Source organism: Terriglobus sp. 2YAB30_2 (genome assembly GCF_052114765.1).
Classification (GTDB): domain Bacteria; phylum Acidobacteriota; class Terriglobia; order Terriglobales; family Acidobacteriaceae; genus Terriglobus.
On record NZ_JBFRFJ010000032.1, the window covers coordinates 1 to 19,934 of the forward strand.

Sequence of the window (19,934 nt, forward strand, 5' to 3'; positions counted from 1 at the left end):
CGTCTGCGTCTGGAAGGAGTTGTTTTATCGGGTTTTCTGCGGGACATTTTCTTTGTTGTATCGGAAGGAGTTGTTTTAGCGGGGCTTCGTCAGGATGTAGATGCGYTTGAGGTTGTAGGCGGTGGCGGCGAGRGCGAACTCKGYCTGAGCCTTGGSGAKGGAGCGTAGYCGGAAGGAGCGGAAGTTTCGTTGTTCTTTCATGATGCCGAAGACCGGTTCKACGATTCCCCTGCGTTTGCTGTACATCGCTCTTCCGTCCGGATCTCGTAGCTTGTGSCGCATGCGTTTCAGACGSGGATCATGGCCGGCAAGATCGGTTGCCGGCTTGCGGGTGTTGAGCTCCCGTGCAAGGTTGGAGTCCGGGACATAGGCGTCGACGTTGAGCGCTTCCATTCGTTCTACGTTCTGGTTGGAGTAGTAGCCGGAGTCGGCCAGCACGCGCCCTGGAAGCTCTCCGCAGGCCTCTTTGACAAGCTTCACCATCGGTTCCAGGCTGTCGTTCTCGTTGCCTGACTGGGTCACCCTCTGGGCCACGATGAGGTGGTCTTCCGAGACCGCGATCTCACCGGAGTAGCCCAGCAGGAAGCGGTTGCCGCGGCTGCGCAAAAAGCGCGCATCCGGGTCGGTGATCGAGCGCTTCTCAGAGGGCCTCTTCGCCCGCCGGGGAAGCGGCTTGAGTGTCGCAGCAGCGTCCTCGATGGCGTCGATCGCAGTTCCTACGCGACCGCCCCCTCCTTCGTTCGGGTCATCCCTGTCGCAGCTCTGTTGCCAGCGGCGTACGTTCCGGCGGGTCTTGGCCCTCTGCTGCCGCTCCACGGCGATGACTTTATCCGGCGATGCCGATGCCTTGATCCGGGTCGCGTCGATCGCTACGGTGCCCAACTGAGCCAACTTCAACGATCGGGCCATCTCCACCACCTGGGTGAAGCAGTCGTTGATCGCCCGTCCGTGACGGCTGCGGAACGCGTTCAACGCCCAGTAGTCAGGCGTCGCAGCTCCCGCAAGGAAGCGGAACGCAAGGTCTTCCCGGATACGCTGCTCCAGACGGCGAGACGACGTCACACCCAGAAGATAGGCATACAGCCACACCTTCAGCATCAACGATGGATCATAAAGACGACCGCCCATCTGCCCGTACGACTGATCGAACCGGCTCAGATCCAGCTTCTCGACGCTCTTGTGAACGAAAAAACACAGATGATCCGCGCTCAGAACTTCGTCCACGCGAGGCGGAACAAGATAACCCTGCTCTGGAGAATAGGGAAGATAACGTGACATACTCTCTTCTCGTATAAATAACTCCGAAAATCAAGTAGTACTCACACAGACTCGAAGTACGAATTATTTCGTATTAAAGATAAAAATAGATTCATAGTTCTTCCTGGACGGTTATCTGATGCGATGCAGCAACGCAAAGGAGGCAACGTGTCCATTCGCTTGAGTTCAATCTATTTGATGATCTTTGTCTGTATGGGTGGAGTTGTTGTGTCATCGCTCCCTGCCCAGCAACCGTGTCGTGGTGCGGAGCTCAAAGACTCCGGCAAGGCATTGGAACGATCGGGAGATCGGCCTGGAGCGATCCGTCTTTATCAGCAGGCGGAGCAGGCTTATGAGCGATGTGGGCAGCAGGCAGAGGCGGTGATGCTGGCGAATGATCTTGCCGATGTCTACATGGCTGCGGGAGAGATGAAGAAGTCTTATCAGCAGAAGCTGATTGCGTTGAAGGGCTTCCAGCAGGCGAAGGATGAGATCAACATCTTTCGCGCCTCGGTCGCGATTGCGACGATTCTGTTCACGCAGAAGAAAAAGGAGGAGGCGTCGCGATATCTCGATATGGCACGGGTGGCTGCCCAACAGGCTGCCTTGGGTGATGACGATCGCGCGATGCTGCTAACTCTGGAGGGCGCCGAGATGCAACTCGCCGGAGCGCCGGAGGCGGCGTTGCCATGCCTCCGCGATGCACTTCGGCTTTGGATTGTGGTGGAGGGACCTGCTCATCCGAATGTTGGATGGGCGCATTTGATGCTGGGGCAGGACCTGGCGATCGCAGGGCGCCCCGAACCCGCGCTTCAGGAGCTGCAGACTGCAATCTCGATTCTGCATGTGAAGCTGCCGCGGAACGATCCGCATTATGTCTTTGCCGTGAAGGAGTATGCGCATGTGCTGGAGATGGCGGGAAGGAAGTCGGAGGCGAAGGGAATGATGGCTGCGGCGTTTCAGTGAGAATGCAAAACGGGCCGATACATATCTGCACTCCAAGTGATATACAGCTTGGGTTGGAAAATTGGTCTGTGTGCGGTCGATTCCGTTGACCCGATAGGCGAGAGACAGCCGCAAAGAGACATAGCCCTCAGCGGCTAAAGCCGCTTGCTTTGTGGCTTTCATACGGCACGGCTGAAGCCGTGCCCTTAAGCAAGGCATTTGCACCTGCGGTGCAAAACGATTGCGCTACGCGCAATGGCCGGCTCCGTATGCAGCGAAGCTCACTGCCTTTGTCGGTGTTGTAATTCTTATCAGTTTCACAGGATGGTCTCCTTAAGGGCACGGCCTCAGCCGTGCCGAATCAGCATGCAAAGGCAAGCGGCTTTAGCCGCTGAGGGCATGTATTCGAAAAGCAGAAAAGCAGGTCCTTCGCTCCGCTCAGGATGACAAGCTTATAGTTCTGCTGCCGATGAGATGGGTTCTGCTGAGGAGAGCTCTGCCGGGTGTGGCATGGTGACGGAGAACTCGCTTCCATTGCCAGGGGTTGAGGCGGCGGTGATGGTGGCGCCGTGGACTCCGGCGACCCATTGTGCGATGGCGAGGCCGAGGCCGCTGCTGCCTTCCTCTTGAGTTCTGGAGGGATCGACGCGGTAGAAGCGGTCGAAGATGCGTGGCAGAGCTTCGGGGGCGATGCCGATGCCGTTGTCCTGAACCTTGAGGTAGAGGTGCTGCGGGTCTGAGACGAGTGAGACCGTGATGGCTCCGTGCTCCGGCGTGTATTTGATGGCGTTATCGAGCAGGATGCCGACCATGCGCCGCAGCAGCGACGGATCGCCCAAGGTCCAGGCGTCGGGAGCGATGGTGGTCTGCAGTGTCTGATGTTTGAGGTCGGCCTTGGCGCGAAGATTATCCGTGACCTCGCAGACGAGCTCGGACAGCGGGACGAGCTGCATATCGATGTGCTGCTGCACCATGTCGGCGCGGGTAACGGCGAGCAGGTCCTGCAGCAGGCGGGATGTGGCTTCGCACTCGGTGGTGATGGTGCGAAGCGCGGCGCGGTACTCTTCCGCCGTGCGTTTGCGATGCAGCGCGAGCGAAGCCGTGGTGAGCATGACGGTGATGGTCGTGCCCAGGTCGTGCGAGATATCTTCGGTGAACTGCGTCAGCCGGCTGACGGCGATATGGAGGCGTTCGAGCAGCTCGTTCCAGGTTTCGGCGAGTACCTGCAGCTCATCGGAGGTGTTGGGTACGGGAAGCCTGCGTTGCAGATCATGAATGCCGATGCTGCGGGCTTCGGCGGTCATCCGGCGAACGGGCCGAAGGGCGCGATCGCTGAGAACGAAGCCGCCGACGGCTGAGGCAATCAGCAGCAGCGGGCAGAAGAGCAGATAGGAGTTGCGAACGTTCTCCATCATCTCAGCATGTTCATCGATCTTGCCGGAGAGGGAGAGCCGCAGCTTGCGGCCATCCATGGTGACAACGTGGTTGAGCGTGCGTATGGAATGGCCGTACTGTCGAACCAGGCTGGAGCATCGTTCGATGCAGGGTCGATTGGGCCACGGCACTTTAAGCGCGGACGAGCCGGGTGAGGAATAGATGGGGGTGCCGTCGAGCTCGTAGACCTGGATGATGTCGGTTGCGGCGATGGCGATGCTTAGACGGTCGAGCTTTTCGGTCAGCGAGAGGGTCTTATCCTTCTCCGGCCAGGTCTCGATAAAACGAACGAAGCGTTCTTCCCGCGCCTGCATGGTGGCTTGCCTTGATGTTTCGAGGGCATAGTTCATGTAGACGTACGAGAAGCAGCCGAGGCAGACCATGGAGATCAGCGCGAAGACGGTGTAGAGGACCGCCAGCTTGAGGCGCAACGACCTCAGCGTGAGCTTCATCGCGACGAGGCCAGCATGTAGCCGAGCGAGCGAGCCGTACGGATCATGCTCTCCTCTCCCTTGATGTCGATCTTCGAGCGCAGGCTGTGGATGTAGAAGTCGACGTTGCCGTCGCTGACATCGGCATCGAACGACCAGCCAGCTTCGCGAAGCTGATTGCGGGTGACGACCTTGTTGGCGCGCCGCATGAGCAGTTCGAGCAGAGCGTACTCCTTGCGCGTGAGCGTGATCTCGTTGTCATCGCGGCGAACGGTGTGGCTGTCGCTGTCGAGATGAAGATTGCCGACGGAGATGACGTTGGATTGCAGCTCGGGTCGGCGTCTACCCATGGCGCGGACACGGGCAAGGAAGACCGGGATCTGGAAGGGCTTGGTGAGGTAGTCGTCGGCACCGAGGTTGAGGCCATGCACGATGTCGGGCATGGAATCTTTTGCCGTCAGCATCAGGATGGGGACGACACACTTGGAGGACCGCGCTTCCTTGAGTACAGAGAAGCCATCCAGGCCCGGAAGCATGACGTCGAGCACGGCGACATGAAAGGGCGCGCAAAGCAACAGGTCGCGGCCTTCATCCCCGCGTTCCGCAACGGTAACCTGATGGCCGTCTTCCACCAGGCTTTGCCGAAGCACACCGCTCAGACGCCGATTGTCTTCAACTACCAGAACATTCATCGCTGTTTCTTGATTACACCCTCCGCCTGTGTTTAGGGGGCGTGGATGTGTGAATTCCCTGTAACAGAGCGGGGTTTCTAAGGCTGATCTAAGAAGAAGCCGCTTGAATCAGGCTCATCGGCGAACAGAAGAAGAGTTTTGCATAGAGCGGAACGACGCGCTCTGTCTGCCAGCCGACAGGACTGTCCCTTTTTCATCCCTATTCAGGAGAGCAGAATGCAAACGTTTGTTCGTAAGGCCGTCATCGCTATCGCTTTGGGCGCGGGAGTCTCGTCCGTGTCTGTTTTTGCCCAGTCGCAGGATCCCAGCACCTACATGCATGTGCATGCGCCATTTGCGCAGTCGCTGGTGATGAAGGTGAAGGCGGCGCACGATGCCGACCTAATAAAGCTCGGCCTGCATGCCACGCCGCCGGGAGAGACCGACAACGTCATCATCGCCAATATCACTGCGTCGAAGATCGGCAAGAAGTCGTCGGCTGCTGACATGGAGAAGCTTGCAAAGCAGCAACCGATTGCTGTGCGCCTGGACAAGGACAAGACCTTCGATCTTCTGATTCCGATCACCGATGCCAAGGGACGCGACCTGAGCGGCGGCTTTTTGGTGATGGAGGTTCCGTACACCAAGGCGGCGAGTGAAGAAGAGGCGATCAAGATTGGCCTTGCTGTTCGCGATGATATGCAGCGCCAGATTCCCAGCAAGAAAGCTCTCTACCAGTAAAGCGGGCGTTGGCCCGCGGAAGGATGAAACGCGATGAAGAGAATGCTGACGTTGTTGCTCCTGTTGTTGCCGGTACCGCGCCTCTCGGCGCAGACCGACCGGGCGACGTTGACCGGTGCGATTACGGACGCTTCGGGTGCGCGAATCGCCGGTGCAAAGATTGTCCTCAYGTCTGCCAATACTGAGACGCGGCGTGAGGCAGTGACGAACAAGGCCGGTCTGTACACCGTGACCTCACTCTCCACCGGAATATATACGGTGGAGGTTGAGGCAGGTGGATTCGCGAAGTACCAGGTAGATGATCTGACACTCGATGTAGGCCAGACGCGCACGCTCGATATGAAGCTGGCGGTTGCCGGTGAATCGACGCAGATCGAGGTGAGCCCTGATTCGGGGCTCTCGAAGTCTTCTGCGGAGATTGGCGGTGTGGTGCATGGTAAGCAGGCGACGGATGTACCGCTGAATGGCCGGAACTATATCGGTCTGGTCTCGCTGGCGCCGGGCGTGATTGATGGAGGTACGGGAACGCAGCAGGATATGCGCTTCGCCGGTCTGTCGGACGAAGACAACACCTGGCATCTGGATGGCGTCGATAACTCCGGCATCAATCACCAGTATCAGAAGGTGGATCTTCATCTGCAGGTATCCACTGAGGCGATTGCGGAGTTTCGTGCCAACGGCGTTGTCTACAGCGCCGATCAGGGCGGAACGGCAGGTGGGCAGGTTGAGGTGGTCTCCAAGACCGGCGGCGACAAGTTTCATGGGGCGTTGTGGGAGTATCTGCGTAACGATGTCTTCGATGCTGCTCCGTGGGGAGCGAATGGCGTGCTGCCTCCGCTTCGTTTGAATAACTTTGGGGCGAACCTGGGTGGGCCCATTCTTCGCAAGAAGCTCTTCTTCTTTGCGAACTACGATGCTCTGCGCCAGGTTATCGATCAGACGCTGACAGGCACGGTGCCGAGCCGCAGCTATCGTGCCCAGGTGGCTACACAACAGCCGGGGCTGGCTGCGCTGATCAATGCGTTTCCTCTGGGGCAGAAGAGCATCAGCGCTGTCAGCGATACATGGTTCGGCAGCGGACGCCAGGTGACGCATGAGGATGCGGGCATTCTGCGCCTGGACTATCACGTTAATGAGCAGATGAATGCGTTTGTCCGTGTCAACACCGATCACTACACGCAGAGTGCGCCGAATGGACTTGCTCCATCGACGGGGTTCAATAACCTGAACACGCCGAATGCAACCATCGGTTTGCAGAACACCTTCACGCCGCGCTTCTATAACGACTTCCGTTATGGATTCAATCGTGCCGAGTTCCTACAGGGACAGACGACACCGTTCCCGTTCGCGCTGTCGATCAGCACATTTACGAGCATCGGCAATCCTGCGGGATCGATCCGTAACGACAACTCGTTTACGGCGCTGGACGATGCGACCTTTCTTTATGGAAGGCATACGTTGAAGGCCGGTATTACGGTGCGCCGCGTGCAGGAGAACAAGGCATCGCCGAACAGTCCGGACGAGACGATTGCCTACGTTGACTACACGACGTTCCTGCAGAACAAGATCGACTCCGATACGTATAACGGTCAGGTGCCTGTGACCGGGCAGCGTATGACCTCGTACTTCGGGTATGTGATGGATCAGTTCAAGCTGAGCCCGACGATCAACCTGAATCTCGGACTTCGCTATGAGTACTTCGGTGTGAATCACGAGGTGCTGGGCCGTGGACAGCTTGTCGATCCACTGCACTGCGCCGCGGTGATCTGCCCGGCGGGAGCGGCGTGGTATGACCCGAACCTTGCTAACTTTTCGCCGCGTGTCAGCGGCACATGGTCTCCGGCAGCGCTGCGCGGCAAGTTTGTGGTGCGTGCCGGCTTCGGCACCTACTACGGCTTCGGTCAGTTCGGCGGGTTGAGTGCGCCGATCTCAAACCTGGCTACCAAGTACACGTTGAATCAGAAGCAGGTGCCTGGTCTTAGCTATCCCATTGCTCCGGGGCTGGGTGTGGCAACGGGAAGCGCCAGTCCGTCGGCGTCGTCCACCAAACGCAGAGATACTGCTGTGAATGAATGGACGCTGTCGATCCAGCAGGAGATTGCGAAGCAGACGATCTTCCAGGTTGCTTACTTCGGAACCAGTGCGGCGCATACCTTCTCGGATACGACGCTGAACGGCATCAATCCGGCGACGGGAACGCGGCCGTACGCGAACTTCTCCACCATCGACTACCGCGCTACGGATGCACATGCGAGCACGAACGCATTGCAGACGAGCCTGCAGCGCAACATCACGCACGGCCTGATCGTATCGGCGAACTATCAGTACTCGCATCAGATTGATAATGGCGGCATCGGCGGCGGCGAGTCGGCTGCTCCGCAGAATGTTGCCTGCCGTGTGTGTGAGCGGGCTTCTGGTGACCAGGACCTGCGGCACTACTTTGCGGCGAGCGCCGTATGGCAGTTGCCCTTCGGCCGTGGCCGGGCGTATCTCAACAGTGTCTCGCGGCTGGGAGATTACTTCATCGGCGGTTGGCAGATGAGCGGTATTGCTTCTGCGCGCAGCGGCCAGCCGTTGAATATCACGGTCAGCCGCAGCGCGACTGCGTTGCCGGATCAGTTGAACAAGGGGCAACGTCCGAACCGTGTACCGGGAGTCTCGATGTATGCGAGCCCTCGTACGCCGGCACTGTGGCTCAATCCGAATGCGTTCTCTACGCCTGCAAACGGCACGTGGGGCAACCTCGGACGTAATGCAGCGCGTGGGCCGTCGCACTGGCAGATCGATCCTGCATTGCGTAAGCGCTTCCCGATTAGCGAGCGCGTCGGCCTGGACTTCAAGGCGGAGGCGTTCAATATCTTCAACGTGGCTCAGTATGGTAAGCCGGCGACGACATGGTCGCAGCCTACGGGATCGGGTACGTCGACTCCGACGAACTTTGGTGTGATCACCAGTTCGTACAACAGCAATCCAACCGGAAGGGGAACGCCACGCGAGCTGCAGTTCAGCCTCAAGATGGAGTTCTAAAAATGTTGGGTGGTGATGTGGTCCCGTTCACGAGGCGGGGCCATATCTTTTTTATCGATGAGGGAATTGCTTTGCATTGTGTGATTCCGCTTCTGTTCCTCGTGGGGCTTACTACGATTGCATTTGCGCAGCGGACGGTCCTCGGAAGTGTGGCTGACTCTTGGCGGTATAAGTTTTAAAGAAGAAGGGGCTTCCGACCGGAAGCCCCTTTTGGTTGCGATTACTTTGCCTTGATCTCGAAGGTGTCTTTCACTTCCCAGGTAACCTTCTCGGCTGCCGGATCGGCGAGACGGTACATCTTGCCGGTAAGTGTGTCTCCCTTGAGTGTGAACTCAACGAAGTGATAGTTGGGGAACTCGTCGTTCTGATACAGATCTTCCGGTTTGCGTTCGACGCGGACAGGAGAGGCTGCTCCGCCACCGGAGACGAGATAGGTAACGCCGCTGCGGGAAAAGCGTTCGTAGTTGTGGATGTGGCCGGCGCTGAGAACGATCTTTGCCTTCATCGTGGGAGCAACGCTCTCAAGGTAGTCGCGCAGCTCAATCTCATTCGGGCGCGGATTGTGGCTGACGTTGATGTGTGTCTGGAAGTCAGCGACCGGCGGATGATGCAGGCTGATGAAGACAAAGCGCACGGAAGCGGGCAGATTCGTGAGCTGGTTGCTCAGCCATTTCCGCTGGTTGCTGTCTGCCTGGAGTGAGGTGTCGCTGTCCAGGGCGATGGTGTAGATCGACTTGCCGAGCTGTGTGGAGTACCAGCGGCGATTACGCAGATACGGGAAGGCGGTCCACCAGTGGTCGAGGGCCTCCTGCGGATCGCCATGAAACTCGTGGTTCCCGAGTGAGGGATAGATGTGCAGATTTTCGTCGCGCCAGATCTTCGTTTCATCACGGAAGACCTGGTAGTCGTTGACGACGTCTCCGCTGTAGGGAACGTCTCCGTTCATCAGCACAGCATCGGGATGTTCTTCGGCGATCTTGCCGACCAGCAGGCGGCGAGCCTGTGGGCTGGTGACCTTGGTGTTGGTGGGGTCGGTAAATCGCTGGTCGCCGTAGACGATGATCCTCGGCGATCGGCTGACATCGCTGTCGGAGACGGTGAAGCTTGGGCCGGGCTGGCTGATGAGGGAGTCGGTTGAGAGGCTTTCGGGCGGAGGAAACTTCCGCTTGCCTTCTTCTTCCTGTGCATGGAGAGCAAGGGAGAAGATCAGGCTGCACGAAAGCACAGGGATCGCATGTCGCATGGAGAATCTGCCTTTCCAGTATGGAATGGTGCATTTCTAAGCGATTGATCTTAGGGAAGCCTTAGTCAGCGCGATCTGTCACTGAACTTTCACGGGGCGGGCAAGCGAGCGGACGGCTTTGTGTAACGAAGCTGTGACAATTCATTACAAAACTGCAGGGTGGTAACACGCTGTCTTCGTGACACACTGCATTCACTCAAAACCAATAGAGCAGTGATGGAAGTGGCTCAGCCCGCTTCCCGGTAGATCCCTATCCGGGGATACGGCGGACGTGTCTCTTCGTGCCGGGTTCCAGACGTACACAACTGATTTCAACTTTGTGAGGCATTTGCTATGCGTCGTCTTCTCCTTGTAGTCTTCGTGTCTCTTCTCGTCAGTGTCGGTGTTGCTCAAAGTACATTTCGCGGAGGCATCTCCGGCATTGTCACGGACACGTCCGGAGCTGTGATTCCGGGCGCCACCATTACGGTAAAGAATGAAGCCACCGCGCAGACCTATGGCACGGTTTCCTCCAGCGCCGGCACCTATTCCATCCAAGACCTTCCGCTCGGTGACTACACCGTGACCATTGCCTTTCCCGGATTCGCCAGCATGAAGGTCGATAAGGTGCGCGTCTCTGCCGGATCGATCTTCGACCTGCCGGCGAAGATGACGGTTGCGCAGAACACAACGGTGGTAGAGGTAGACGCCGCCGCGCTGACGCTCGATACCACCACGCAGGTGCAGACCTACACCATCCCAAAAGAGGAAGTGCAGAACATTCCTTTGAATGGCCGCAGCTTTACGGCGATGGTGAATCTGCTGCCGGGAGCCACGGGCACCAGTAGCGTGAACGGGCGTGCGGGCATCAACTACATGATCGAGGGCGTCGACAACAACGACCCGGCGAACAACGGATCGGCTGCGAACCAGGGCGGTGTCGGTGGGGTTCCCGGAACCCTTATTCCGATTGATGCCATCGAAGAGTTCTCAGCACAGACGCAGGGCGGCGCGGAATCCGGCAAGTTCGCCGGAGCATCGGTGAACCTGGTGATCAAGTCGGGCACCAATCAGCTTCATGGAAGCCTGTACTACTACGACCGCAATGAGTTCTTCGCAGCGATGAATCCGTTTCTGCGGGCAACCAACATATCGCGGGCGAGCTCCGGCCTGGCGCCGTACGGTAAGTCGAAGGTTCGCTTTCATGAATTCGGCGGATCTCTCGGCGGGCCGATCTTCAAGGACAAGACCTTCTACTTCCTGACCTATGAGCGGCAGGGCTACATTCTGTCGCAGTCGACCAATACTTTTACCGAGCCCTCGACGGCCTATGTGGCGAAGGCGACGGCGCTGCTGGCGACGAAAAATATCAAGCCCAGCCCGATTGCTTTGGGGCTGATCAATACGCTGTGGCAACCGTCGATGCTGACCGGACCGGCGAGCCCGAACAACTATCTGCCCACCAACGCGGCACAGCATGGTTACAGTAACAACCTGATGCTCAAGCTCGACCAGAGCATCAATGCGAAGAATAAGCTTTCGGCACGCTGGTACTGGGGACAGGGCAGCCAGACAGCGCCGAAGGGCAGCCAGAATCCCTGGTACTACCAGGTAGCTGGTATGCACGTCCATAACATTGCGGTGATTCTCAACTCCCAGGTCAACGCAAAGATTACCAACCAGATCGTTGCCGGCGTGGACTACTTCAACCAGCCGTTCAGCGATGCTAATCCAAATGTGGATGCATCGAAGGCCGGCTTCATCGTTGGTCTTGGGCCCGGAAATGTGCAGGGTGCGCCTACGCTGAGCATTTCCGGGTTCGATTCGACGGGGCAGAGTCCGTTCTCGTCGCGTCATGATTTCAGCGGACATTTGTCGGATATCGTGTCGATGTCCTTCGGCAAACACCAGATCCGTACCGGTGGAGAATATCGTCGCACGCAGATCTACGAGGTAGGCAATGGCGCCGGCGGCAACGGCGGAACGCGCGGCAACTTCAGCTTCAGCGGCAACCGTGGATTTGCGGCAGCGAATGGCGCGAACGTCGGCACGGCATATCCTTCCACCTTTACGTACAACGGCGTCTCTACGGCGGTGGACAGCGGCCTGCGTGCACTGGCGGATTATCTGCAGCTCCAATCGAATACATCCACGCTGGTCAATGGTGTGTTGGACCGCATTGCCGGCGTCAACAACTTCAATCTGTATGTGCAGGACGGCTACCAGGTCACCAGCCGCCTGAATCTGACCTTCGGTCTGCGCTGGGATTATCTTTCGCCGATCGGTGATGACCAGAAGGACTTGACCGTCTTCCGTCCCGACGTTGCGGCGAGCGCACTTGCGCCGACGGGCGGGCTGGCAGTGGTGGGGCAGGATGTCTCGGAGCCGTACAAAGCATCGTCGCTGCAACTGGCTCCGCGCGTGGGCTTCTCCTGGCAGGTACCGGGTTTGACGGACACGCTGCTGCGCGGCAGCTTCGGGCTGTACTACGACACACCGTCGACGAACACCTGGCTTTCGAGCAATGGCCTGCTCGGCAATCCCGCGGGAACGAAGCCGCTGTACAACCAGTCGCTGACAAACCCGAATCTTGGCGAGCTGATTGCGTCTTCGCAGGGATCGATCTTCCCGACGAGTCCGAAACTTCCGGGTGCATGTACCGGTTCGACTGCGGCGACGTGCCCGGTGGCCAGCATCGCGGCGGTCGATCCGAACTTTACGACCGCGAACACAGCGAACTATTCGCTCAACGTGGAGAAGGCGATCGGTAAGAATATGGTTGCGCAGGTGGGGTATGTAGGCACGCAGGGTAAGCATCTGCTGAATGCCTACGATCTCAACCAGACGCAGTTGGGCGCGGGTCTGGGCACAACGCCGATCGTGAACGGATTTCTTCCGATCCAGCAGAAGCGGCCGTACATCAGCAAATTCCCGAACTTCGGACAGATCCGTCAGGTAACCAGCGCCGGAGGCGAGAACTTCAACAGCCTGCAGGCGCTGATCAAGACACGCAACTGGCATGGGTTGATCTCGGAGTACTCGTATACGTGGTCGCATAACCTTGGCAGCAATACAGCGCTGCCGACGGACAACACGAATCCCAATCTCGATTACGGCAATCTGGCGAATGACGTCCGTAATCAGTTCAAGGGATTCTTCACCTATGACGTTCCGGGGTTGAAGCGGGGACCGAAGTGGCTGACGCATGACTGGCAGGCGAGCAGCCTATTGTGGCTCCGCGGCGGTAAGCCGATTACGGCGAGCAGCTCCGCCAACAACTCCGGCCTGGGGCTGGGCGAGGGCGCTGACCGTGCCAGCCTGAGCGGCAACCCGCTGTACTGCGATTCGGGGTCGACATGTGTCAGCGGCGGCACCAGCAAGTCGATCGATTATGCGCTCAGCAAAGGCGTGCCTTACATCCAGTGGTTCAATCCGCTGGCAATTGTCTCGCCTGCGGCGTTGACGGTAGGAACGACCCGGGTAGGACAGTTCTATGGTCCGGGATATGCTTCGGTGGATCTCTCGATCTTCAAGAACGTTCCTCTGCGCGAGGGCATACGGGCGCAGTTCCGCGGCGAGATGTTCAATGTTTTCAACCGGTACAACTACTCCAATCCGACATTCGCGGCCAACTCCCTGACCTCGAATACGCAAACAACAGGACAGGTCACGGCGACTGCCGGCGGTTCCAGCGCTCCCGGTATCGGAGCGGGAGAGCCGTTCAACGTGCAGCTTGCTTTGAAGATCCTGTTTTAGCAATTCCTGAACTAGCCTTTTCAGGGTGCGGCCGCTGCAGGGGCTGTGGCGGCCGCACAATTTTTTCGGAGTGTGATGATGAAGTGCTATCGCAACGTACGATTCCTGGTAGTTCTGGCTGTCCTGGTTCTCTCTCGTTATTGCAGCGCGCTTGATGTCGCGGGGGAGTGGGTAGGCAAGATCAGCGGCCCGTTTGACTCGCAGTACACGGCCCAGTATGCGCATGTAACGCTGGCGGCCGAGGGAACGAAGCTGAGCGGAACATGGGGAAGCTTCGCCGTGCAGGGAGCGCTGAACGGCGGTAAGGTCGAGCTTACTTTTCTGGATGCGGGCGGAAAGACCGCCGGCAGCCTGAAAGGCGCTGTCAACGGAGAGAGGTTGACCGGCGACGGCAGTGTGACGCTGGCGCGACGTCCGGGAGGACCGGCGCAGCCGCCAATGGATGTAACGTGGTTGCTCACGCGTCCAGTGAAGGCTCCTGCTGCGGCGAAGACATACGACTACGAGCCCAAGGTCTTCTATTCGATCTATTCCGCGGCAGAGCCGCCGGCACTGCATATCTTTCCTGGTGACACGGTAAACACGCGCACGATGGATACGGCCGGGCGCGATGCGAATGCAACGCGGCATGGAACCGGCGGCGATGCGAATGTTGGCCCGTTCTATGTCGAGGGAGCGTTGCCGGGCGATACGCTGGTGGTGAAGTTTAGCAAGATCCGCGTCAATAAGCCGATCGGCCGCCAGGGCAGCCGCTTCAATCAACATGCGGTGACGCAGGCATACGCGGTAGCGGCGAAGTATGATCCGAGCTTCAATGGCAATTGGAAGCAGGAACCGGAGAAGGGTATGGCGACATTGCCGGCGACGCCAGGTCTGCCGCATCTGACGATCCCGCTTAAGCCGATGCTGGGCTGCATTTCGGTAGCGCCTCCGGCAGAGGAGGCGTATCGCGGCACTGATCTCGGCGTCTTCGGCGGCAACCTCGACTACAACGACAACACCGAGGGCGTGACGATGTACATGCCTGTCTTCCATCCAGGCGCGCTGCTTGGCTTTGGCGATGCGCATGGAGCGATGGGCGATGGCGAGGTGGTCGGCACAGGGCTTGAGACCTCGGTGGATGTGACCTTCACGGTAGATGTGATCAAGGGCTATCAGACGCCGCAGGTGCGGGCGGAGACAAAGGACTATCTGGTCTCGTTCGGCGTGTCGGGGTCCGTGCCGGAGTCGATTCAGCTGGCCACCACGCAACTGGCGGATTGGATGAAGAAGGACTACAAGCTTACAGACAGCGAGATCGCGTTGTTCTTCGGCGATGTGCTGAAGTACGACATCACCGAGCTTGTGGATCCGCACTTCGATGTTGTGGCGAAGGTGCCGAAGAGCGCGGTCGCCCTGCTGAATAAGTAATTCCCATTAGAGCAATTCTCCTAATACTGTAGCTCTGGATAAATCTGCGAATGCCGTTTTCTTCGAAGGAAAACGGCGCAAACAGCCAAGATTCCGCTCTATACCTTTAGGAGAATTGCTCCAGCTGCAACAAAAGGAAAGAGGAGTTCGTGATGGTGAAGCAGTGGATGAGGATTGCAGCTGTAGCCGGTGTCATGATGTGCGCGCGTCTGGCCCTGGCCGCGGATGTTTCCGGCGAGTGGGTTGCAAAGGTGGCGACGCCGGGTGAGCCGCAGTATGCGCATGTCTCGCTGCAGGTGCAGGGAGACAAGGTGATCGGAAGCTGGGGCACGTCGAAGGTGGAGGGAACGCTGGCCGGTGACAAGCTTGAGTTGTCGTTGACGGACGAAGACGGCAAGCCCGCAGGCAAGCTGAGCGCGACCCTGACTGGAGCGAGCTTTGCAGGTAGCGGAACCATGGCGATGCGGAATCGCTTCGGCGCCGGTGGCGGCTTTGGTGGAGGTGGTGGCGGCAGAGGAGCAGCCGAGGCCACGGTGAGCTGGACGATGGACCGCGCGGCGACACCGCCTGCGACACCGCGCTCGATCAAATTCGAACCGAAGGAACTGTATGCGACCTACTCGGCATCGGTGACGCCGGCGCTGCATATCTTTGTGGGCGATGTCGTCCACACGTGGACCGCGGATGCCGGTGGTGTGGATGCGAAGGGTATTCGTCATCGCGGTGGCGACTCGAACATCGGTCCCTTTTATGTAGAGGGTGCTTTGCCCGGCGATACGCTGGCGCTGCATCTGCTGAAGGTGCGCACCAATCGTGCGACAGCACGCCAGGGAACCAGGATCAACGCGCATGCGGTGACGGCGGCCTATCTGGTGGGCGCGAAGTATGATGCTGATTTCAGCGGAGAGTGGACGTTGTTGCCGGAGAAAGGAATCGCGGTTCCGGCGCATCCTTCCGAGCACATGAAGAACTACAGTGTGCCGTTGAAGCCGATGCTTGGCTGCATCTCAGTGGCTCCTCCGGGAGACGAGCAGTACCGCGGCGGCGATCTGGGGCCGTTCGGCGGCAATTTGGATTACAACGACAACGTGGAGGGCACGACGGTCTATCTCCCGGTCTTTCATGCGGGCGCGTTGCTGGGTATGGGCGATGGCCACGCCGCGATGGGTGATGGAGAACTGACGGGGAGTGCATTGGAGACATCGATGGATGTGGACTTCTCAGTGGAAGTGATCAGAGGCGACTCAACCGGGCAGGTGCGTGCGGAGACGAAGGACTATCTGATTGCGTTCGGCGTGACGGGATCTGTTCCAGAATCGATCCAGGTGGCTACATCGCAGCTTGCTACGTGGATCAAGAAGCAGTACGGCCTGAACGACAGCGAGGTAGCGATCCTGTTTGCGTCTACGCTGAAGTACGACATCACGGAGCTGGTGGATGCGAAGTACAACGTTGCGGCGAAAGTGCCGAAGAGCATTCTTTCCACGATGAAGTAGAAAACAGGTGCGGATTCGTCTTTTTCGGGATACATTAACCACAATCTCGTCCCGGAATAGAAAAAATTCTCTGAAAAACTCCGGGAGATACGTGTACCAAACGCCCAGGGCTGATGAGCCGGATTCGCCTGTTTCGAGCTGCGGGATCGTTGAAGCTTTCTCTGCATGCTGTCGTTCGGCTCTTGAGTATCCGTCCACAATGGTTCTTACGAACCGCACGGTGGGCTGCGTCCGCAACTCGAGCATTTTTCCTGTAGGTGTAGTGTGGGGTTTCTGCATCTATGGGCGTTTTCCGCAATGAAAACGCCGCTGCACTCCTCTTCCGGGATGCCCCGCAACAGGAAAAATGCTCTAAATCGGTTCATCCGTTTTCAGGAGCGTCTGCTTATGAGACCGGTGTTGATTATTGATGACGATGTGGAGCTGTGTTCCATGCTCCGGGATTATCTCGCAATGCATGGCTTTGACCTGTGCATGGCGCATACCGGTCGTGATGGACTGGATGCGATTCGCCGCGGCAATCATGATGTCGTGCTGCTGGATATCATGCTGCCGGATATGAACGGATACAAAGTACTCTCTGCCCTGCGCGAGTTTTCGACGGTAGGCGTGTTGCTTCTCACCACGCTGAAGGAAGAGGCCGACCGTGTTGCAGGCCTGGAGTGTGGCGCGGACGACTTTGTTCCCAAGCCTTTCAGTACGCGTGAGCTGGTGGCGCGTATCCGCGCCATGGTGCGCCGTCAGGAGAGACTGGCCGCGGTGACGATTCCTATCCAGGGCAGCGAAGGACTTTCGCTCAACCTGTATAAGCGAGTGGTCTCGTTTCGAGAGAGCCAGCTTGCTCTCACCGATGTTGAGTTTGCTTTGTTGAAGGCGCTCTTTGACGCTCCCGGAGCAGTGCTAAGCCGGGAGGATCTGACGAACCGTGTTCTGGACCGGCCTTTTCATCCCTTCGACCGCAGCGTAGATATGCATATCTCACGTCTGAGGAAGAAGCTTGAGAGCCTGCACGCTTTGCCGTACACGATCAAGACAGTGCGGAGCTCCGGATACGTGCTGGTCTCAGAGGCCGCGAGCCACTGAGCCAGCCAACGCTCCTTCGCCGATTGTGAGGGCCCGAAGATGAGAAGTCTCATTATCAAAATCTTTCTCGCGTACTGGGTGGCCGCTGGTGTGGTCATCATCATCTCTGACTTCGAGCCGCATCGGCACATCCACAATCCCGAGCTCGTCGATGCCTTGAATGCGTCCCTGGAGATGAACGGCCGCGAGATGATTGCGCTGCATGAGAAGAACGCATGTGCGGAGCGGGCAAGTGCCCTGAATAAATCCGATGACAGAATGTCGCTGGCGACCGCCGATGGAGCGATCGTCTGCGGCAACCGCGATGTTGAAGACGCCCGTCAGCTTGTTGCCGAGACGGTAAAGAGCGGCAGGCGAATGACGGCCAACAATGCTATCTACCAGGTGATAGCGATGCCGGTGCGCTCTGACAACGGTGTGCCGTATGTGCTTCTCTTCGAGAATCGCTATAAAACGGCACTGCAGCTTTACGGCCTGCTGCCCGGCTACACGACGATCTGCATCTCCGGCGTGGTGACGTTGTTTCTTGCGGTTCTTGTAGTACTGCCGATCCGGCGGTTGCGGCAGGCGAGCACGCGGATCGCAGAAGGTGCTCTGGATACACGCGTCAGCCAGGGACGCATCACCAGCAAGTTGATCAGCGTCTTTCATCTGACGGACGACCTCGATGGTCTGATGGTGGACTTCAACAGCATGGCCGACCGCATTCAATCGCTTGTGGTCGCGCAACGAATGCTGCTTCGCGATATCTCGCATGAGCTGCGGTCTCCGCTTGCACGGTTGAACCTTGCGCTGGGGCTTGCGCGTGAGGGAAGGAAGGAGAGCATCGGCGAGCATCTCAACCGGATTGAGCTGGAGTCGTCGCGTCTGAATACCTTGATCGGGCAGATCCTCTCGCTTGCCTATGTCGAGAATTTGGACAACCTGTCGCCGCGAGAGGTATTTTCTCTCAGCCGGATGGTGGAGGAGCTGTTGCCGGATGTCAGCTATGAGGCTGAGGGGATGGGCCGTGGAGTTGAGCTCCTGGTTGCGCAGGACTCGATGGTAAAAGGCGATACGGTGCTGCTGCGCCAGGCGCTGGAGAACGTTGTGCGGAATGCGATTCGCTACTCGCCGCCGGGAAAGATGGTGCAGATTGAACTGACACAGCAGGAGAGCGCGGGAGGAGCCGTCGCTGTACTGTGCGTGACCGACAGCGGACCGGGAATTCCAGAGGACCAGTTGGAGACCGTCTTCAAGCCGTTCTATCGAGTGGGCAATCTGCGCCACAACACGCAGGATGGTTATGGCATTGGGCTTGCGATCGCCAGCCGTGCAATGGCGCTGCATGCGGGCACGATCTCGGCGCGGAACCTGACGGAGAGACCAGGCCTGTGCGTGACATTGATGCTGCCTGTGCTCGAGAGCCGCGACCCGGCGGCGAAGCAGCGGAGCTTTGAGTATCTGAAGGAAGCTTCGGCGCTGGGGGATTAACGGACGGAATCCTTCGGCCTCATTGTCTAAGGGCTATGATGAGCGCGGAGGAGATCATGGCCAAGGATATCGAAGTACTTCTGCGAGAGTTTGCCGATGGGCGCACGGACCTGGCGTTTGAGCTGATCGACGCAGGCGTTGCTCCAGGCCGGCAGGATGAGGGTGGTGTCTCCCTTCTGAACTGGTGTGCGTACTACGGTGATGTCAGCGCTATCAGATTCCTTCTTTCGAAGGGCGTCCCCCTGGCTTCGCTTGGAACTAACTTCAATCTGAATGGAGTTTGCTTTCATGGCCATTGGAGATTGTGCAGGTTCCTGATCGAGCAGGGAGCGGACGTCAATGCTGCTGATAGTGAAACTGGAGAGACGCCCCTTCATAGCGCTCTTTGCACGACCGATCGGGTTTCACACGACCGGGTGCTTGAGGTATTGCTTTCGTCTGGAGCGAATCCGAACGTGGCCACCAAGAGTGGCGCCGAAACCGGCGGGTTCATGCGGGATGCACGAACCAGAGGGGAGACACCGCTTCATCGTGCTGCCGCGTTTGGAGGTGAAGCAACGATCGATTTGCTTTTGCAGCATGGTGCGAAGATTGATGCGAAGGATGATCGTGGAGATTCTCCGCTGAGTTGGGGAAGTTGGCATCTTCGCCCTGATTCGATCCTGCGTTTGCTTTGCTATGGCAATTTCAGGATTCGTCCTGAACGAAAGTCGATGCGGGTGAATCTTGTGGGGAAGCCGTAGGGGCGTCGAGACTGACAATGAGCTTATGTGCCGGGTACCCATCCACGCGGGACATGGGGCCTTTCGACAAAATCGCTTCACATTGAGAGTCAGAATTATAGATCGGGCCTTCAGAGTCTGTGTGAGTACTTGCTTTTCGGGGTTATTTATACGAGAAGAGAGTATGTCACGGTATTTGCCCTATTCGCCGGAGCAAGGGTACCTGGTGCCGCCTCGAGTGGATGAAGTTCTGAGTGCGGATCATC

General features: G+C 58.1%; 13 protein-coding genes. 9 read left to right on the forward strand and 4 right to left on the reverse strand.

Features of this window, described 5'->3' with window-relative positions:
* Positions 1 to 75: 75 nt before the first annotated feature.
* Entirely contained in the window at positions 76 to 1,278 is a 1,203-nt protein-coding gene (locus AB4Y89_RS23790; RefSeq protein WP_442303437.1) for a transposase, read from the reverse strand.
* 147 nt (positions 1,279 to 1,425) lie between these two features.
* Here AB4Y89_RS23790 and AB4Y89_RS23795 point away from each other — a divergent pair, with 147 nt between their 5' ends.
* Entirely contained in the window at positions 1,426 to 2,223 is a 798-nt protein-coding gene (locus AB4Y89_RS23795; RefSeq protein WP_442303438.1) for a tetratricopeptide repeat protein, read from the forward strand.
* A 431-nt stretch (positions 2,224 to 2,654) separates the two neighbouring features.
* Here AB4Y89_RS23795 and AB4Y89_RS23800 read toward each other — a convergent pair whose 3' ends face one another.
* Both AB4Y89_RS23800 and AB4Y89_RS23805 read right to left on the reverse strand, forming a co-directional pair.
* Entirely contained in the window at positions 2,655 to 4,088 is a 1,434-nt protein-coding gene (locus tag AB4Y89_RS23800) for an ATP-binding protein (protein ID WP_442303439.1), read from the reverse strand.
* The gene (locus AB4Y89_RS23805; protein ID WP_442303440.1) at positions 4,085 to 4,759 is read right to left on the reverse strand and encodes a response regulator transcription factor; all 675 of its coding nucleotides are present in this window, start codon (positions 4,757 to 4,759) and stop codon (positions 4,085 to 4,087) included. Before AB4Y89_RS23805 ends, AB4Y89_RS23800 begins: the two co-directional genes overlap by 4 nt.
* A 216-nt stretch (positions 4,760 to 4,975) precedes the next feature.
* Here AB4Y89_RS23805 and AB4Y89_RS23810 point away from each other — a divergent pair, with 216 nt between their 5' ends.
* On the forward strand, positions 4,976 to 5,479 hold the full coding sequence (locus AB4Y89_RS23810; RefSeq protein ID WP_442303441.1) for a hypothetical protein: 504 nt from the start codon (positions 4,976 to 4,978) through the stop codon (positions 5,477 to 5,479).
* Between the two features lie 33 nt (positions 5,480 to 5,512).
* The gene (locus AB4Y89_RS23815; RefSeq protein WP_442303442.1) at positions 5,513 to 8,506 is read left to right on the forward strand and encodes a carboxypeptidase regulatory-like domain-containing protein; all 2,994 of its coding nucleotides are present in this window, start codon (positions 5,513 to 5,515) and stop codon (positions 8,504 to 8,506) included.
* 220 nt (positions 8,507 to 8,726) lie between these two features.
* Here AB4Y89_RS23815 and AB4Y89_RS23820 read toward each other — a convergent pair whose 3' ends face one another.
* Positions 8,727 to 9,749 carry a metallophosphoesterase family protein gene (locus AB4Y89_RS23820; RefSeq protein WP_442303443.1) on the reverse strand — a complete coding sequence of 341 codons (1,023 nt, stop codon included), beginning with the start codon at positions 9,747 to 9,749 and terminating at the stop codon, positions 8,727 to 8,729.
* A 333-nt stretch (positions 9,750 to 10,082) separates the two neighbouring features.
* On the opposite strand from AB4Y89_RS23820, the gene AB4Y89_RS23825 reads away from it, so the two are divergent.
* The 6 genes from AB4Y89_RS23825 (at position 10,083) to AB4Y89_RS23850 (ending at position 19,689) form a co-directional block, all read left to right on the forward strand.
* A complete protein-coding gene (locus AB4Y89_RS23825; protein ID WP_442303444.1) occupies positions 10,083 to 13,484 on the forward strand; it encodes a carboxypeptidase regulatory-like domain-containing protein in 3,402 nt (1,133 codons plus the stop codon).
* Between the two features lie 75 nt (positions 13,485 to 13,559).
* Positions 13,560 to 14,894 (forward strand): acetamidase/formamidase family protein, encoded by a 1,335-nt coding sequence (locus AB4Y89_RS23830; RefSeq protein WP_442303445.1) that lies wholly within the window; start codon positions 13,560 to 13,562, stop codon positions 14,892 to 14,894.
* A gap of 152 nt (positions 14,895 to 15,046) precedes the next feature.
* Complete coding sequence (locus AB4Y89_RS23835; RefSeq protein ID WP_442303446.1) at positions 15,047 to 16,390, forward strand: acetamidase/formamidase family protein; 1,344 nt, start codon at positions 15,047 to 15,049, stop codon at positions 16,388 to 16,390.
* A 387-nt stretch (positions 16,391 to 16,777) separates the two neighbouring features.
* Positions 16,778 to 17,473, forward strand: coding sequence for a response regulator transcription factor (locus AB4Y89_RS23840; protein WP_442303447.1), 696 nt, complete (start codon positions 16,778 to 16,780; stop codon positions 17,471 to 17,473).
* 39 nt (positions 17,474 to 17,512) lie between these two features.
* A complete protein-coding gene (locus tag AB4Y89_RS23845; protein WP_442303448.1) occupies positions 17,513 to 18,946 on the forward strand; it encodes a sensor histidine kinase in 1,434 nt (477 codons plus the stop codon).
* A 56-nt stretch (positions 18,947 to 19,002) separates the two neighbouring features.
* Positions 19,003 to 19,689: an ankyrin repeat domain-containing protein gene (locus AB4Y89_RS23850; RefSeq protein ID WP_442303449.1), complete on the forward strand. Its 687-nt coding sequence runs from the start codon at positions 19,003 to 19,005 to the stop codon at positions 19,687 to 19,689.
* Positions 19,690 to 19,934 lie beyond the last annotated feature (245 nt).

Coding starts and splice junctions, on each gene's coding strand:
- AB4Y89_RS23800 (WP_442303439.1), bottom strand. CDS start 4,088: ATGAAGCTCACGCTGAGGTCGTTGCGCCTCAAGCTGGCGGTCCTCTAC.
- AB4Y89_RS23805 (WP_442303440.1), bottom strand. CDS start 4,759: ATGAATGTTCTGGTAGTTGAAGACAATCGGCGTCTGAGCGGTGTGCTT.
- AB4Y89_RS23810 (WP_442303441.1), top strand. CDS start 4,976: ATGCAAACGTTTGTTCGTAAGGCCGTCATCGCTATCGCTTTGGGCGCG.
- AB4Y89_RS23820 (WP_442303443.1), bottom strand. CDS start 9,749: ATGCGACATGCGATCCCTGTGCTTTCGTGCAGCCTGATCTTCTCCCTT.
- AB4Y89_RS23825 (WP_442303444.1), top strand. CDS start 10,083: ATGCGTCGTCTTCTCCTTGTAGTCTTCGTGTCTCTTCTCGTCAGTGTC.
- AB4Y89_RS23830 (WP_442303445.1), top strand. CDS start 13,560: ATGATGAAGTGCTATCGCAACGTACGATTCCTGGTAGTTCTGGCTGTC.
- AB4Y89_RS23835 (WP_442303446.1), top strand. CDS start 15,047: ATGGTGAAGCAGTGGATGAGGATTGCAGCTGTAGCCGGTGTCATGATG.
- AB4Y89_RS23840 (WP_442303447.1), top strand. CDS start 16,778: ATGAGACCGGTGTTGATTATTGATGACGATGTGGAGCTGTGTTCCATG.
- AB4Y89_RS23845 (WP_442303448.1), top strand. CDS start 17,513: ATGAGAAGTCTCATTATCAAAATCTTTCTCGCGTACTGGGTGGCCGCT.
- AB4Y89_RS23850 (WP_442303449.1), top strand. CDS start 19,003: ATGGCCAAGGATATCGAAGTACTTCTGCGAGAGTTTGCCGATGGGCGC.